The 16990-nt window shown below is 45.8% G+C and carries 12 protein-coding genes; 8 read left to right on the top strand and 4 right to left on the bottom strand.

From position 1 onward, the window contains the following. Nucleotides 1-17 precede the first annotated feature (17 nt). Nucleotides 18-947 (top strand): carbohydrate ABC transporter permease, encoded by a 930-nt coding sequence (locus RQP52_RS31260; protein WP_315955462.1) that lies wholly within the window; start codon nt 18-20, stop codon nt 945-947. A gap of 15 nt (nt 948-962) precedes the next feature. Further along, on the top strand, nt 963-1787 hold the full coding sequence (locus RQP52_RS31255) for a carbohydrate ABC transporter permease (RefSeq protein ID WP_315955461.1): 825 nt from the start codon (nt 963-965) through the stop codon (nt 1785-1787). Between the two features lie 90 nt (nt 1788-1877). Here the strand turns inward: RQP52_RS31255 and RQP52_RS31250 are convergent, their stop codons facing one another. The 3 genes from RQP52_RS31250 to RQP52_RS31240 form a co-directional block, all read right to left on the bottom strand. After that, complete coding sequence (locus tag RQP52_RS31250) at nt 1878-2561, bottom strand: MBL fold metallo-hydrolase (RefSeq protein ID WP_315955460.1); 684 nt, start codon at nt 2559-2561, stop codon at nt 1878-1880. Nucleotides 2562-2696: 135 nt separating this feature from the next. Next, nucleotides 2697-4373 carry an S-layer homology domain-containing protein gene (locus tag RQP52_RS31245; RefSeq protein WP_315955459.1) on the bottom strand — a complete coding sequence of 559 codons (1677 nt, stop codon included), beginning with the start codon at nt 4371-4373 and terminating at the stop codon, nt 2697-2699. A 10-nt stretch (nt 4374-4383) separates the two neighbouring features. Continuing rightward, entirely contained in the window at nt 4384-6594 is a 2211-nt protein-coding gene (locus RQP52_RS31240) for an amidase family protein (RefSeq protein ID WP_315955458.1), read from the bottom strand. A 437-nt stretch (nt 6595-7031) separates the two neighbouring features. Between RQP52_RS31240 and RQP52_RS31235 the strand changes: the two genes are divergently transcribed. Together RQP52_RS31235 and RQP52_RS31230 are read left to right on the top strand one after the other, a co-directional pair. After that, nucleotides 7032-8201: an asparaginase gene (locus RQP52_RS31235; RefSeq protein WP_315955457.1), complete on the top strand. Its 1170-nt coding sequence runs from the start codon at nt 7032-7034 to the stop codon at nt 8199-8201. A gap of 21 nt (nt 8202-8222) precedes the next feature. Beyond that, complete coding sequence (locus tag RQP52_RS31230; protein ID WP_315955456.1) at nt 8223-10781, top strand: asparaginase domain-containing protein; 2559 nt, start codon at nt 8223-8225, stop codon at nt 10779-10781. A gap of 319 nt (nt 10782-11100) precedes the next feature. Here RQP52_RS31230 and RQP52_RS31225 read toward each other — a convergent pair whose 3' ends face one another. After that, the gene (locus RQP52_RS31225; RefSeq protein ID WP_315955455.1) at nt 11101-12585 is read right to left on the bottom strand and encodes an oligosaccharide flippase family protein; all 1485 of its coding nucleotides are present in this window, start codon (nt 12583-12585) and stop codon (nt 11101-11103) included. 328 nt (nt 12586-12913) lie between these two features. Between RQP52_RS31225 and RQP52_RS31220 the strand changes: the two genes are divergently transcribed. The 4 genes from RQP52_RS31220 to RQP52_RS31205 all read left to right on the top strand — a co-directional run bounded on the left by RQP52_RS31220 (nt 12914) and on the right by RQP52_RS31205 (nt 16978). Beyond that, complete coding sequence (locus RQP52_RS31220; RefSeq protein ID WP_315955505.1) at nt 12914-13654, top strand: MgtC/SapB family protein; 741 nt, start codon at nt 12914-12916, stop codon at nt 13652-13654. A 370-nt stretch (nt 13655-14024) separates the two neighbouring features. Then, nucleotides 14025-15125, top strand: coding sequence for an alcohol dehydrogenase catalytic domain-containing protein (locus RQP52_RS31215; protein WP_315955454.1), 1101 nt, complete (start codon nt 14025-14027; stop codon nt 15123-15125). A gap of 125 nt (nt 15126-15250) precedes the next feature. Continuing rightward, complete coding sequence (locus RQP52_RS31210; RefSeq protein ID WP_315955453.1) at nt 15251-16129, top strand: carbohydrate ABC transporter permease; 879 nt, start codon at nt 15251-15253, stop codon at nt 16127-16129. 39 nt (nt 16130-16168) lie between these two features. Next, nucleotides 16169-16978 carry a carbohydrate ABC transporter permease gene (locus tag RQP52_RS31205; protein WP_315955452.1) on the top strand — a complete coding sequence of 270 codons (810 nt, stop codon included), beginning with the start codon at nt 16169-16171 and terminating at the stop codon, nt 16976-16978. Nucleotides 16979-16990 lie beyond the last annotated feature (12 nt).

The following is a 16990-nucleotide window of genomic DNA, read 5'->3' as shown; positions in this document are numbered from 1 at the left end:
GTAAAGGTGTGGGGGACATGAATAACTTGGCCAAAACGTCCGGGTGGAAAAAGGGAGCAGTTCATCTGTTCCCGGTCCCTGCCCTTGCAGTGTATATACTGTTCGTTATTTACCCGATTCTATCTGCGTTTGGTTACAGCTTCTTTGATTGGAAAGGCCTCGTTCGTGGAGAATTCGTTGGTGTAGGCAATTTTGTGAGCTTATTTACGAAGGAACCGTTTAATCATCTGTTTTGGAACGCCTTCGGTCATAATCTTTATTATTTTGCGGTAGAGATGGCTGTGCAAAACGTACTTGCATTTGTACTTGCTTATCTGGTTTATAGTAAAGTTAAAGGTTCTAATTTCTTGAAAATGGCCTATTTCCTACCGAGATTGCTGTCTGTCATCGTGGTGGGTTTCTTGTGGAAGCTCATGTTGAACCCGAATAATGGTGTCGTGAATGTTATGCTCAAAAAGATCGGCCTTGTTTCATGGGCCAAGCCTTGGCTGGGAGATCCGGCTACGGCGCTAACCTCGATTACAATCGTCAATAGTTGGTTTGGCGTCGGTTTCTCGATGCTAATCTTCCTTGCCGGTTTACATGCAATCTCTACGGAAGTTATTGAAGCGGCTAGAATGGATGGCGTTAAGGGTTTTCGCTTAATCCGCTCGATGATCCTTCCTATGATGAGTCAGTCACTAATCATTATTACGGTTTTCACGTTTATCCATGCTTTCGAAGCCTTCGAGTTGATTTATGCGATGGAAGGCTCGCAAGGTGAGCCTTATAACTCGACGGACACGTTGGCTGTATTCTTTTATCGCATTGCATTCGGTGGCTCATCCGGCGGAGATTCGGTTGCGCTTGGTCTTGGCTCCGCATTGGCTGTCGTATTATTTTTCATTATTGCAACGATTTCCGCTTTGTTCCTGTACTTCACCAGGAACCAGTCGGCTCAGCATTAAGACAGGAGGCGGACCATGAAAACCAACAAATCAGTTCGGGGACTCCAATATGCTGCGGCGTATTTGGGGGCACTGGTCAGTTTGTATCCGATTTTTCTGATGCTGACCTCCTCGTTGAAAACAAATATTCAAATTTTGAAAAATCCGATGTCACTGCCAACGTCCATATCGTTTGCGGCCTACAGTAAATTAGTGCATCAAATACCGTTTTTCAGTTATTTCTGGAATAGTCTTGTAGTGAGTGTTGTGTCTGTGGTTCTCATTTTGCTATTTGGTGTTATGGCTTCCTTCTATATTGCCAGATATCCGTTCCGTTGGAATGGAGCCTTGTTCTTCTTCTTTCTCTTGGGCATGATGATACCTATCAAACTCGGGATCGTACCTTTGTTTCTTCTAATGAAGAAACTCTCGATGCTAAATAGCATTTGGTCGTTGGTTAGCGTGTATACGGCGATCGGATTGCCGCTAGCTATTCTAATCTTAACGGGCTTCTTCAGAACGCTGCCGAAGGAATTGGAAGAAGCAGCGCGCATTGATGGTTCGTCTGATTTTGGTGTGATGTGGCATGTTTTACTTCCTTTAATTCGGCCAGCACTCGGGACGGTCATGATTATGAATTTCATCATGGCATGGAATGATTTCTTCTTCCCGCTAATTTTCATACAAGATGATGCGAAAAAGACAATTCCGGTTGGTATGCTATCCTTGTTCGGGCAGTACTCGACAGACTTAAGTATGCTGTTCGCTGGACTAACCCTGGCCTCTGTGCCGATGATGGTTATTTTCTTCTTAGCTTCCAAACAGTTTATGGAAGGCATGACGGCGGGAGCGGTGAAATAAGTAATTTCGCTTTGAAAAAATGACAAAAGAACCTCCACATCCACGATACTAGTGGAAATGGAGGTTTTTTTTACTTGCGACAGAGGATGATTAGCTGTTCACGACGGGGCCGGCTGTTACGATATCCTGCAGACGCTCCTGCAGATTGTCAGTGCACACACCGCCATGGAATGCGATGATTGCGTGAAGCTCCAGCTCTTGGAGCTTCGCAATGGATGCCAGTGCCGTTTCCTGATCCGGAGTATAGGCCGGGTTATAGGATTGCAGAACACCGTCTTTCGCTGTTAGAGCGTCGCCTGCGATCAGGGTTTTGCTCGGGATATGATAATAAGAGGTATGATCTGGTGTGTGACCTGGCGTATAGACGACACGAATTCCGCCGACAAACGGTAAAATATCGCCATCTTTAAGAGCTACGTCGACCTTGACGGGCGGGGCGAGCTTTTTGCTCTTAACGAGCGGGATCTCCCCGGCCAGATAAGGCACGGCCGTTTCGTGGGCCAGCACTTGAACCTGGTCTCCGAAAGCTTCCACCAGCGCCGGCAGGCTGCCGATATGATCCATGTCTTGGTGGGTTATAATAATTTTGGTCAACTTCTCGAAAGGAATGGATAATTCCTCGAATGCGGCACGAATCAGCTCCAGTTGGCCGGGAATGCCGGTATCAATGAGAATGACATCTTGATCGTCCCACAGGATGGTCGGGATGAAGGAGTTGCTGTTGTTTGCTACGCTTAGCTGAATAGTTGTAATGCCTGAGCCCAATTGAACCAATTCGAACACCGCCTAATTAAAATTGAATACTCTCTTATTATTCCTCTATTGCTGTAGAAAAACAAGTTCTGCGTAAAGGGATAAAAGAGAGTAGGGGAAAGAGGGGACTAGACGTCCCCTCCCTGTTTGTTTGGTTTATTTGGATAACAAACGGTACAGCACTTGCGCTGCTTCAGCTCGCGTTGCAAAACCTTGAGGCTCGAATTGGCCTTCGGAGCGGCCTTGTACCAACCCTAGAGCTGTGGCTGCTTTTACATCAGCTAAGACCCATTGTCCGATGGCCGCTTCGTCCGAGAAAGAAGGCGCTGCTGCCGGATCGGTTTTACCGTGCAAAAGCCTGTAAGACCGCATCAGTATAGCCGTCATTTCTTCGCGTGAGACCAGAGAGTTCGGCTCGAACTTATCGGTTTCTCTGCCATTCACGATACCGGCTTGCACCGCAGAAGCAACCTCAGGGGCGAACCAGTCGGATGGTTGCACGTCCTGGAATGAAGTGGATGAATTGGCTGTCTTCAATTGCAGTGCTCTTGCCATAAGCGCCGTGAATTGTGCGCGTGTGACCTTACTCTCGGGTTCAAAGGTTTGTTCGCTTGTGCCGCTAATGACAAGTTTAGAGGCTAGTTCTTGAATGACATCCGCCGCCCAGTGAGAGGAAGGAACATCTGCGAAAGATTTGGATACTTCCAGAACGGTGTATTTGCTGAAATGAGAGATGTCGGAACTTAACTCACCACTTAAGTAAGTTCCTCCTATGCGCTCCAACCCTCCATTATCGGAGATGTAATATACGCTGCTGAGCTTCGGATTTGCAGCTGAATCAAGATTGAATCGAATTTGAATAGGTTGTTCGAAACTGGTAAGGCTCAAGGTTTGACCTGCTTTGGTCGTTACATAAAGCTTAATGTTGTAGATCAAACTGCCTAGCTTCACGCTCGCTCCTAGTTGATTCTTAGCTTGATTCAACACGCCCTCGCCAACTGTCGATTCGGTAAGTGGTTCGATGGCTAGTGTAATTTTACTGTCAGTGCGTTCCTGCTCATTAACAAGATTGTTCAGCTGGGTGAACACTTTCGCTGGCAATTCCAGCTTAATCTTCTCCGCTTGAATCTCAAGCTTCTTATCGCTTAACAATTCGGAGGTATTAGAAGGCAAAAGAATCTGCTGAGCATTTGTTGGCAGCGAGATGGCAATCTTCTCTGCTCCACTGGTCTGGAGTTGCTCCGGTTTCACGGAAACAACATTCGACTCTGCAGGGGTTGAGGGCGTCGGATAGCTTCCTAATGTCGGCCTTTCTCGGCTATCTACCAGGACGGTCGCCTTGGCATTCGGCGTAAGCAGCTTCTCTTCCTTGAGGGAGCTGGTGCTGATCTTAACTTGTTTCAGTGTTAGATCTACAGTTCCGGAACCTACTGTCCTGAAGGTTAAGGTACCGAGTTTGGTCGACCCGTTCAAACCGGTTAATGACCCTGTTTTCGTATAGACAAGCTGTGCGTGTGTACCGCCGTCCTGAACAATCTTGATTGGAAGTACGAAGCCGTTCAGGTCGGTAAATTTTTGCGAAGTATCCAACTGAAGGATGGACTCGTCATAATACAGGTTAAGCTCATAGGCGAAAAGGTCATCTAAGGAATCGCCTTGGATGTCTACCTTTAACGATTGATTTTGCAGCAAGGAATTTGTTGAAGTTGTTACAGAAAACACAGGATCGACAACGGCTGCCGCAACCTGCGGAAGCCAAAGTCCAACAGCTAAACATAAGGATAAAGATAACCCAAGCAGCATACGTACCATATCTAGGTCCCGACCTTTCATTGAAAATTGCTTACGGTGTTAATAGGAGCTTGGACTCCTCCTCGGTTGTTAGGGCGGGGGTGGACGCCGGCATCGTACGAAGGTGGGTCGCCTGTTCGAAGGAGTACGCCAGTTTAATCAAAGTTCCTTCATCGTACTCTCTACCCAGGAGTTCAATTCCGAATGGAACTTGGTTGTTGTAGCCTGCCGGGAAGCTGATGGCTGGGAAGCCGGAGTATGCGCTTAACCGGTTCGCATTCCCTGATGTAGTTGCATACAAGACGGCATCTAACGAATTTTCGCCTAATACTTGAGTTAGCGACTGTTGTGTGAGTTTCGTACGCTCCCAAAGATCTTTATAGTAGTTCAGCGTTTCCAAGGTCGTCACGTTATCGCGTTGAATCATCGAGCTTTTTTGGCTTTGTAAAATATCGTTGGATGCAATAATTTCCGTCAGTGTCTTGTAGGGGGCATTCGCACCAAGTGTAGCCAAGTAATCATTTAAATCAAACTTAAATTCCGTACCGCTCAAGCTGGCGTAGCCGAGGATTTTGGATTGGTTCGGGATGGTTACATCAATAACGGTTGCGCCAAGCTGTTTCATCTTGTCGACTGCCGCATTGAAAGCGGCGTCGTTGCCTGTTGACAGTGAACGTATAACGCCGATTCTAGCTCCCTTTAAACCGTCCTTATCCAAATAATCGGTATAGCTCTTAGGGATATTACCAGTTGATAAAGCGGTAACCAGGTCGTTCGGGTCATATCCGCTTACAACATCAAGCGCAATCGCAGCATCCGCAACGGACCGAGCCATCGGACCGCCGACATCCTGAGAGTGGGCGAGAGGAATGATGCCTTCACGGCTCGTCAACCCGATCGTAGGACGAATACCTACGAGTGCGTTGCGTGAGGACGGAATTCGAATGGAGCCGCCTGTATCTGTTCCGAGGCCGATTGTGCCGAAGTTTGCTGCAAGTGCCGCACCGGTACCGCCGCTTGATCCGCCAGGATTCGTGGTCAGATCATAAGGGTTTTTGGTCTGTCCGCCAAGCGAACTGAGTGTTGTCGTTCCGAAGGCGAATTCATGGAGGTTAGATTTCGCGAGTATAATTGCGCCCGCATTCTTCAGCTTCTTGATCATAAACGCATCGGTCGAGGTGTTGTTTGTTTTTAGACAAATACATCCGGCCGTCGTTGGCATGCCAATTGTATTGAAGTTGTCCTTCACAATAACGGGAATACCGTGAAGGGGTCCTCTAGGCCCTTTCTCGCTGCGCTCCTTGTCTAGAGCTGCTGCTTCTTCGAGTGCCTTCGGATTGACGTTAAGAATGGCCTTGATTTCAGGACCTTTTTGATCATATGTATCGATACGCGCCAAATATTTCGTGACAAGCTGGACGGCTGTCAGTTTACCGGCATTCATCGCATTTTGTATATCCATTACCGATGCTTCCATTAGTTCAAATTGCTTTGTATCATACAATACTTTTTTGCCTAATAGGCCTAGATCGGTCAGATCGATCGATCCGTTTTGGTTGAAATCGGCACCAGCCACCGTGGACCATGAAGCGTGAGTAGATGTAATACCGTAATAAGGAGCAAGCCAAGCCAAATCGCCGATATCAAGTGCGCCATTACCGTTTAAGTCTCCGGTAACTTGGTTCGTTTGCAGGCTGAGACTGCCAAAACGCGTTGCTTGGATTACGCCGGTATCTGCAAGGCCAAGCTCAGCGCTCACTTTAATATCCTGTACGCCGCTATTTGCTTTTGCTTTGAATTTAAGGCGGATCAGTGTTTTGTTATTAACAGCTGACTCGCTAATGCTGGCAGCGACGACTGTTGCCTTGCCTAGCTCTGCATTCTGTCCGACGATCGTGGTTGAACTGTCTACGGCTTGTACGTCGATGAAGTCAACTCGGGCGGGATTAAACTCGATGATAAACTTCTGGGCGGTCACTTTCTCGGTAACACCGGTTAACGCTACATCAACATCGAATAACGCTCCGCTAATGGTAGTTGAAGGACCTGTCAGAAGGACGGATTCTGAACCCGGTGGTAAAACGACAACATTGGGAGCTGTTTGATATACCGTCTCTGTTACTGTAGACGAGCTGTTAGGTGAATCAACGCTGGAGATAGAGGTTTCTGCGGCAGCGCTCAGTGCTCCTAAAGGCAACGTAGCTGCAATAAGGGCCGTGGAAAGGACCTTCGAAATAGAGCTTCTGGATAATAAGGATTTCATGAAGACGCCTCCAATAACAATTACGAATTTATCTAACGTGGATATTACTAAGAAAATGCTAGGTTGATAGAAATGATGAAAATGATGAATTAAGCTGAGACCAATAACTTGAGAGGAGTAATAAAGTGAATGTTATGTTAGATAATATCACCTCGTTTTGTGTATTTTCACTTATGGACATCATTCTATTACATCATTTGTTAATGAACAAGGTAGATTCTTCCAAGAAAGCGCATGCAAATATTTTAAAATTTTTAGAGTTGTAACGCTAAAAACATAGATAAACTAGTAAATAATCTCGTAAAATAACGTAAATATGATATGTATGCGTTTTTATGACTATGTTATGTATTTGATAAATAATATAACATTAAATACGATTGGGTTGTGTTTAAGCGTTTAAATTAAAAAAATACCTAACATGGAGGTTTTCTTACGTGACATTTATTCATGAAAGTAAACTCAGCAAAAAGGTCCTCATCCCGTTCCTTGTCTTGGCTCTCTTTAGTATGATGTTGGTATTTATGAATCCGACCTCTGCGAGTGCGGCTGCGGCGATTCCTCCGTTATCCGACAGCAGAAATCCCCAACTGCCTAACGTTATTGTAATCGCAACCGGTGGGACGCTTGCAGGAAAAGCAACGGATGCAACGAGTTTTCAAACTTATCAAGCAGGAACGTATCTGATGTCTGACTTGGTAAGCCAATTGCCGAATAAAGATAAAATCGCGAATGTGAACACCTATCAATTTGGAAATAAAGGGTCAGGTAGTTATTCAATAGGCGACTTGTACGATCTATCACTTGCCGTTGATCAAGCTTTGGAGGTCTATGATGGTGTTGTTGTGACTTCCGGGACCGACACGATGGAAGAAATCGCGTATTTTCTTGACCTCACGGTTAGAAGTGAAAAACCGGTTGTCGTCACTGGAGCCATGAGACCTTGGGACGTTATCGGAACAGACGGTCCTGCGAACTTGTACAACGCTATTAAGCTTGCAGGCAGTGGAAAAACGAAATCGTTTGGTACTGTCCTTATGTTGAACGACACTATTCAAGCGGCGAGGGAAGTGACTAAAACGAACGCTCACCGTATGGATACCTTTGAGACGCCAATCCTCGGCGCGCTTGGTTATATCGATGAGACGAATATTAGTATCTATCGTGCTACGGCTAGAGCGCTGAAAGCAGGCGAAGCGGATTGGGCGACGCCATTTGACTTGAAGACGATTACGAAGGACAAGCTCCCTGCCGTAGAGATTGCGTATGCTTATCAAGATGCTGGAGGCGGCGCGATTAACGGTCTGGTGGCCGATGGCGTCAAAGGGATTGTGACGGCAGGAACAGGTGCGGGCGGCATTTCATCGAAGATGAGCGCAGCGCGCAGCAATGCGATCAAACAAGGTGTTATTTTCGTCACCACAACACGGACAGGTTCAGGTACCATGTATCCTAGCTCAAGCAACGGCATCATTGCCGGGGATAGCTTGAACGCACAGCATGCTCGAATTATGCTTCTACTTTCAATGGCTTTTTCCAACGATTTTAACGTGATTAAAGGTTGGTTTGGCACTTATGGTACGCAAGATGTGAAAGAGGCATCATAATTCAGCGGGAGGTAAGGTTTAATGAATGATATGTATCATCCAAATCTCAAAAGAAGCCTCATCCCGCTCTATTTCTTGTCTCTGGTGCTCTTGTTGGCTGTTTTGTTCATCCATCCGTCGAATGCAGGTGCGGCGGAACCTTCGGGAACAGCCTTTCCGATTCCTCCGCTATCCGACAACAGAGACCCTCAACTGCCTAACGTTGTTGTGATCGCGACCGGTGGTACGTTGGCGGGTAAAGCAAGAGATGCAACGAGTTTTCAAACTTATCAAGCAGGAACGTACCTGATGTCCGATCTTGTAAACCAATTGCCGAACAAAAACAAAATTGCCAATGTGAACACGTATCAATTCGGCAATAAAGGTTCAGGCAGTTATTCGATGGGGGATTTGTACGACCTATCCCTTGTGGTAGACCAAGCGTTAGAAGTTTATGATGGAGTGGTCGTTACTACTGGCACGGATACTATGGAGGAAATCGCTTATTTTCTTGACCTCACGGTAAGAAGCGAAAAGCCTGTCGTTGTCACTGGCGCCATGAGACCTTGGGACGTCATCGGTACAGATGGTCCGGCGAATTTGTACAATGCAATTAAACTTGCAGGCAGCGGTAAAACGAAATCGTTCGGCACCGTGGTCATGCTGAATGACATTATTCAAGCGGCAAGGGATGTAACCAAGACGAACGCGCAGCGCATGGATACGTTTGAAACGCCAATTCTAGGCGCACTTGGGTATATTGATGAGACCAACATTCGTATTTATCGCACCACTGCGAAACGGTTCAAAGCAGGTCGGGCGGATTGGGCAACCCCTTTCGATCTGAAGAAAATTACGAAGGATAAACTTCCGGCAGTCGAGATCGTTTATGGCTACCAAGACAGTTCAGCCGGTGCGATTAAGGGATTTGTCGCGGAGGGGGCGAAGGGGATCGTGACCGCTGGCACAGGCGCGGGCGGTATTTCGTCGAAGATGAGCACGGCACGCAGTAATGCCATTAAACAAGGTGTTATTTTCGTCACGACAACAAGAACAGGCTCGGGCACGATGTACCCAAGCGGCGGTAATGGTATTATCGCTGGAGACAGCTTGAATCCGCAGCATGCCAGAATCATGCTTCTGTTGTCCATGGCTTTTTCCAATGATTTTAATACGATCAAGAACTGGTTTGGAACTGTCGGGACGCAAGCCATTCAACTCAAGACACAAGCACCTGATATTGAGGCTCCGGTGTGGCCGCAGGGCAGCGCCCTTCAGGTTACGAATATCGGACAGAATAGCTTGACTCTAACTTGGCCGGAAGCGTCGGATGATATTGGCGTGAAGCAATACCGAATCTATGAGACGGGAAGCGGCACCGTGGTCGGAAACGTCTACGCTTCAGTGACTAATGGCGTGTATGCTTCGGTTACTAACTCTGTTTATTCCTCAGTTACAGGAAGTGTCTATTATTCCTTTAACCTCAGTACGCTAACAGCGGGTACGACCTATACATTTAGTGTTACAGCGGTAGACGCTGCAGGTAATGAGAGCATCGGGCTTAGCAAGACGATTCAGACTAACTCACCAAGAAGTTCGTCAGATTCAACAGGCTCGTCAAACTCGGGTTCAGGTTCTCCTGTTGTGCCTGCCAAGCTGGATGTGACGGTTCCAGCAGGTGGTACGCGCAGTGTAAGTTGGAAGGATGCCATTTGGATTACCATACCTGAGGGAGCGACGAGTCAAGAGCTTCATCTAACAGCTGAGTCATTGCAAAATGTCGATGGGTTAGTTAGCGATAGTCATAAGCTGCTTAGTTCCGTTTTTGAGATTTTGAAAAACTTCACGCAGAACTTCGGCAAGCCGGTAAGCATTTCGTTCTTGTTTGATCCTGCCAAATTAGGTCAAGATCAGCAGCCATCTGTTTTTTATTACGATGAAACGAAAAAAACATGGATTGAAATTGGCGGCACCGTAATGGATAACAAAATAACTGTGGAAGTAAATCACTTTACGAAGTTTGCTGTATTTGCTGTGGACAAACCGAAGAGCCCTGGAAGTGTGGAAATTTCCTTCTCGGATATAGCTGGACACTGGGCGGAGCTAGACATCAAGCAAGCTGTAACGCAGAAAATCATTAGTGGCTATGCGGATGGAACGTTCAAACCAGACAATTCGGTTACGAGGGCCGAGTTTACAGTCATGCTGATGAACGCGCTAAAGGTGGACAAAAAGGGCAATGCGCTTATGTTTGCAGATCAGCAGCAGATTCCTGCGTGGGCTGAAACGGCGGTAACTCAAGCGGTAGATTTGGGAATCATTCATGGCTATGAGGATCAGACTTTCCGGCCGGACGGCTTGATATCTCGTGCAGAAATGGCAGCCATGATATCGGCGGCTTTGGGTACGACGCCGGCAACGCAAGCGGCGACTAGCTTTGCCGATGACGAAGAAATCCCGGCGTGGGCGAAAGGCCATGTAGAGAGTACTCGTGCACTGGGCATTATTGACGGACGCAGCGGTAATAATTTTGAACCGGCTGATACAGCTACACGGGCGGAAGCGGTTAAGGTGCTCATGAAAATGATGCAGCGGAAATAAGAGGATTAATAAGAATAAGCGATTGAAAGCCACCTCTCGGGGTGGCTTTTAATCATATGAGTTCGACGATTTTCAGCGGGAGGGAACTATAGTCCCCTATTTCGCTGAAAAGGCACACTTTCGGCCTAAGAGGGGAACTACAGTCCGCTAATGTGCTGTTTCACCTGAAAACCGGGTGATGGAAGTGAAATAAGACCCTTCAGTTCCTCTCGGAGAGCGAATAGCTCGGTTTCCTTAAAATAGTGAACTCCAGTTCCCTTAAGTGGAGCTTCAGCGGAGTTCGCTGCTATATTTTCGCAGCGGGTCAGGCGGAAGTTCGTTATTCCACAACAACGGCACGCTGAGCTGCCTTTGACCTCGGCTTACGAGTTCTCTCGATCCATATCGTGAAAACGAGGAGAGCGAGAAGACCTAAGCAAACGAAGAGCGGAAACCAGCTTTTTGCAAATCGACCCGCTTCCATCATCACCAGCATCGCAATCGTTGGCAGCAGAGGCTCGCCGTAGGCTTTCCACCAGTTAAGTGCAAACTTTTCAAAATAATAAAATCCGATCATCGTCAGAGCAGACACAGCCCAGCCTCCGGTATAAATCCAAACGGCAAGCACGGGGCTGCTGGCGGCAACCATAGGGACAAAAATGACAACGAAAATCCCGGCGGCAATCATAACCCAGAAGGTAGATTTCGTCTTGCCGATACCTGCCATAATACTTCCGCCTAGACGACCGACAGAAGAGAAGAGGACACCTAAAGCCATAAGACGAATGTAGGTAGCGGAATCACCTGTTGAATAGTCCGAACCAAATAAAAATCCATTGATTTGACTCGGGTATAAACAAATGATTGCGGTCAACGGATAAAGCAAAATGTTATTATAGCGGATACAACTCGTACCGCGATGCTTGCTCTCCTCGACATCCTGTGCTTTCTCTGCGACAAAGGGGAGTGTGACGATCATGAACGCCCATGTGATGATTCCAATAAAGCCAGTAATTCGGAAACCGTTTGCTAAATAACCTACAGCCAATACAGAACTTGAACCTACCATCATGACGAGGAAAGGCTGTTGAAAAGCTTTTGCGATATTGCCGGCCCAGGTTGGCAGTCCGTATGCCAGCATGTTTTTGACCTCCTGAATCGGAAGAACACCGAACCATAAAGGTTTATGCACACGTTCAACTTTGATGCAAATAATAAAGGCAGTCAGGAATGCTCCTACGCCCATCCAAAGTGAAATGTTTTCTAGTAAGCTCAAACTGCCACGTGGCAAAAGCACGCCAAGCACCGTGCCGGTGGTGGACAGCGCCGTCGTAATCACCATAAAGAAAGCTTGCGTTCCGAAATCGCGGTTCCCGGAGAAGGAAGCAACGCCGATGTTTAAAATGGAGTTGAAAATAAACATGATCGAACTCAGCAGTAAAGCGCCTCGAAGTTCTGGCAAATGGTAGTAGTTCGCCAGAAGTGGAGCTAGTGCTAAAAGCATCAATCCGATAATCAAGCTAAAAAGGATACTCCCGGTTAAGGCGACACGGAAATTGTTTTGAACCGCTTCCAGTGGTTTGCGCGAAAACGCATAGATTAAGGAAGAGTTGAAGCCGAAATTGAGGAATAGGGCTATCATCCCGAAAATTTGCAGCAACAGGTTGACCTCGCCAAACCGATCCGGGTCGCCTAACTCCCTGGCGAGTACGATACTCCCCACGGTTTGCAGCATTTGATTAATAAAAAGCCCGAGACCGATGATAGACACATTTCGAAGTAAAAAACGTTGTGTATCGGATAAATTGAATCGCTGTGTTCGCATGGGGACTTCCCCTTTTCCATGGATTAGGTCGGACGCTTAAGTCATCCAAAGCGTATCAAACACCTCCGTGTATGACAAACCAAGGATTTGGAGGAAAACGGAGAAAAATAAAGATATTCATTGCTTATGTGGGGTTGTTAATTCCTGTAAGAGAAATATGTGGGAAAATCCAATTATTCATCTTGACACACCTATATCCATGAAATACTATGTAATAAACATTAATAAACAATTTATTTATATTAATGAACATTATTATTCATCAATGAGCAAAAGGAGGAGGTGACGTCTATTGTTATCACATGATTCGATTTGGCACATTTCCGATATGTCCCTTACTTTTCGCATGATTTTATCTGTGGTGCTTGGAGGGCTTATAGGTCTGGAGAGGGAATGGAGCAATCATGCAGCTGGACTGCGCACTCATATTCTTGTATGTGTCGGTTCAACAACCATCATGCTTTTGTCTATTTACGGGTTTAATGATTTCATTATTGAACCCAATGTCAGGGTTGATCCTGCTCGTTTGGCTGCACAGGTGATAAGTGGGATTGGCTTTCTTGGCGCGGGAGCAATCATGCGCACAGGCGCGACAGTTTCCGGCCTGACTACGGCGGCCTCGATTTGGGTAGTAGCCGCAATCGGACTGTCGGTAGGGGCTGGATTTTATTATGTATCTATTTTGGCTGCCATTCTTGTATTGTTTTGTCTGTTTGTATTGAATCATTGGGAGAAGTACCTCCTACGGAAACGTCGACAAAAAGAATATATTCTCTGTGTATCGAGTAATCCTGAAAGTTTAAATCTTGTTTTTAATAAGCTGACGGAACTCAAAATACACATTCGGACTATGCAGATGATTCCGCGCATGGAAAGGGCTGAAACCAATAGTTACAACGGTGAGGTTTCATTAGGCATTTCAATTAAAGTGCAAAACGATAAGTCGTTGACGGATATTTTGAAAACGCTTATCTCCCTTCCGGACGTTCTGGGTGTAGAGCCGAGTGCTCAGCATGAACATTCTGGTGGAAGTAGTCGCGAACATGTAGTTAAATCCTTGCACTCTTAGGGGAGCGCAGTAATTCATATCGTAGTAAAGAAAGCATAGAAGCGGTGGCTCTTCCTATTTGGATGGTAGCGGCCAGGCGGCTATGCTTATTTGTCTTGTTTAACATAAATTAAATATAATCAAGCATTTTTTTGTTAATATTCACGGAAAATTCGTGTTGACGAAAGCGAAATTGAGAATGTATACTCAAAATAAGCAATAACGAGCATTAGTAAACATTTTATTGCAAAAAAATGAGTGGAAAGGAGAAGAAGGGGGTTATGCTGTAATTCGGCATAGAATGGAAGCAGCATATGCGAGTCTGAGTGGATTTATTTAAATGTAGTTTACAATCGCAGAAGTCATTAGAAAGAAATGGGAGGAATCATATATGGAACAGGCAAAATTCGTACAAAACCGTATTCAATCGCGTGCATATCGATTAGTAAAGCCTCATGAGGTAATCGAGACCGTCCTTGAAAAACAAATGCAAGCTTGGGATGTTGTCGTGGAACCGACCCTGGGCAGTGTTTGTCATGCGGATTTACGCTATTTTAGTGGGCAACGGCGAGCAGAAGCGTTGGAGAAAAAGCTTCCTATGGCACTTATTCATGAAGGGATTGGCATCGTAAAGTCAAGTGGTACACCGACAGTCAAAACGGGTCAACGAGTTGTTATTGTGCCGAACATTCAAGGATATATGCTGGATGGAACAGATCCGATGAACTGTTGTGAGTCTTGCAGAAGCGGCAAGGGAGTCAATTATTGCACACGGGGGCGTTTTTTGGGAAGCGGAACCGACGGCATTGCTCAGAGCAGATTGGTATTTCCAGCAGCGAGCGCCATCCCCATTCCAGATGAAGTACCGGATGAAATTGCTGTACTGGCAGAGCTCAGCTCCGTTTCCTATCAAGCTCTCCATCATGTTGCGGATTCACTTAAGAGTGCACAGGTAGTTGTATTCGGAGATGGTCCGGTCGGATATTTGGCGGCTGCCATGCTTCATCATGTTTATGGCGTAAGTCAAGATCGACTCACTGTATTCGGTGCTGTTCCAGAGAAGCTGGCACAATTTGAATTTGCCACCCGCAAGTTAGTGCAGGATTATGATTTCTCCAAAGGTGAAAGGTATGATGTCGCTTTGGAATGTACGGGTGGCAAGTTCTCAGAAAGTGCGATAAATCAAGCCATTGAGGTGTTAAATCCAGGCGGACATCTTATTCTGATGGGAGTAACGGAAGATCGGGTGCCCATTAATACGAGGGACGTTCTTGAAAAAGGAATCACGATGAGAGGAAGCAGTCGTAGTTCTATTCATGATTTTATACCTGTGTTGGAGGCTATGAGAGACGTGCAATGCCAGGAAACGTTAAGGAAGCTGCTTCCGGATGAGCGGACTCAGATTCAATCCGCCCAAGATTTCGCTCATGTTATGGAATTTGCTGAATCCAACAGAGGATGGAAGAAGATTCTATTAAATTTCAAATGGTGATGTTTCGGTAATGACAAAAATAATGAATTGAAGTAAACTTATCTAAGCAAAAAGAAAGCGTTTACCAAGAGAAATAAACATTAATAAGCATCAACATCTTGTATATCATTGGAAGGAGGATCCATTTGAACAAACAGAGACTTTGGGGCAAGTTTCGCCCGTATATCATGATTGCGCCTGCCATGGCCGGTATCCTTGTTTTTGTCATTTACCCTATTCTATACCTGATTTACTTAAGCTTCTTTAAATATAACATGCTGAATAAGGCGAAGAGCAGGTTCATTGGACTGGATAATTTTATTGAAATCTTCACGAGAGAAGACTTTTACAAATCACTATGGAATACGTGCTTGTACACGATTGGAGTTGTCGTTCTGACCTTGGCATTATCCTTAATTATAGCCGTTTGGCTAAGCAACAACAGCAAATTCAATTCCTTGATACAAGTCGGCATCTTTACTCCCCATATTATTTCAATCGTATCGATTGCGCTCGTATGGCTTTGGATGATGGAACCAAGTGTCGGTTATCTCAATTACATGCTGAAAGCGCTCGGCTTACCACCGTCCCAATGGTTGCAAAGCTCCAGAACGGCTTTGGTTTCTGTCATTCTCGTTTCGGTATGGCACAGCATTGGCTATTATGCGCTAATTATCATCGCAGCCATCCGAGGGATTTCTAGAGAGATTCTTGAAGCAGCGGCTATTGATAATGCCAGTAAGTTCAGGGTGCTGTTCTCGATAACGATACCCATGATTTCCCCACAGCTATTTTTTATCCTTATCATTATGACGATTGGTTCTTTCAAAGTTTTTGATACGGTGAGAATCATGACGGGAGGCGGTCCCAATAAAGCAACCAACACGCTTGTTTACTACATTTACGAATTCCGTACAACGAATATCGGTTATGCTTCAGCGACAGGCGTAGTATTGATGGCGGCAATCGGGCTGCTGACCGTGCTGTACTTCCGATTACTGTCCAAAAAAGTCCATTATTCTTAATGGCAAACTAGAGGATGAAAAAGGAGAGTACAATTTGCCATGAAGCGAACCGTCAGCTTTATTTTCAAAATCGCGCTTCTACTTGTTTTTATATTTCCGTTTCTGTGGATGATCTCGACGTCATTGCAGTCTTATGATGAGATTATGACGTTCCCGCCGACGATGGTTCCAGCTATGCCGCAGTGGAAGAATTTCACGGATGCTATGGGTACGGGACCATTTTTAACCTATACAAAGAATTCCGTCATCGTGACGATTTCCGTTATCGTTCTGCAAGTGATTGTGATGATCCCAGCTGCTTACGCTTTTGCCAAATACAATTTTTATGGAAAAGGAATCCTATTCGGTATGGTGCTGTTGGCGTTTATGATTCCCGGCCAGGTTACCTTCATTCCTGTTTATTTGATGCTGGCGGATTGGGGGTTAATCAAATCGCTGCTGCCGCAAATTATTCCGTTTATGTCCAATGCATTCGGCATCTTCCTGCTTCGCCAATATTTCATGCAAACTCCGGAAGAAATCATAGAAGCTGCTAGAATTGATAACGCGAGTGAGTTCAGAATCATGTGGAATATCCTTACCCCAATGGCTATGCCTGCCTTGGCGACGGTTGTGCTATTCAGCTTTGTCAGTCATTGGAACGATTATTTCTGGCCGCTGGTTATGACCGATTCGACAGCGGTTCGGCCTCTCACGATAGGTATTTCGATGTTGAAGGAAACGGAGGGGGTGAACAATTGGAATATTCTGATGGCGGCCAATGTGGTGTTGGTCATTCCCATTTTGATTGTGTATGCATTCTGCTCGAAATACATTGTTAAAGCTTTCGTATACTCCGGAATTAAATAAAACAAAATAATC

Source organism: Paenibacillus violae (assembly GCF_032461945.1).
Lineage (GTDB): Bacteria > Bacillota > Bacilli > Paenibacillales > NBRC-103111 > Paenibacillus_E > Paenibacillus_E violae.
This window is presented reverse-complemented; position numbering and strand designations above follow the sequence as displayed.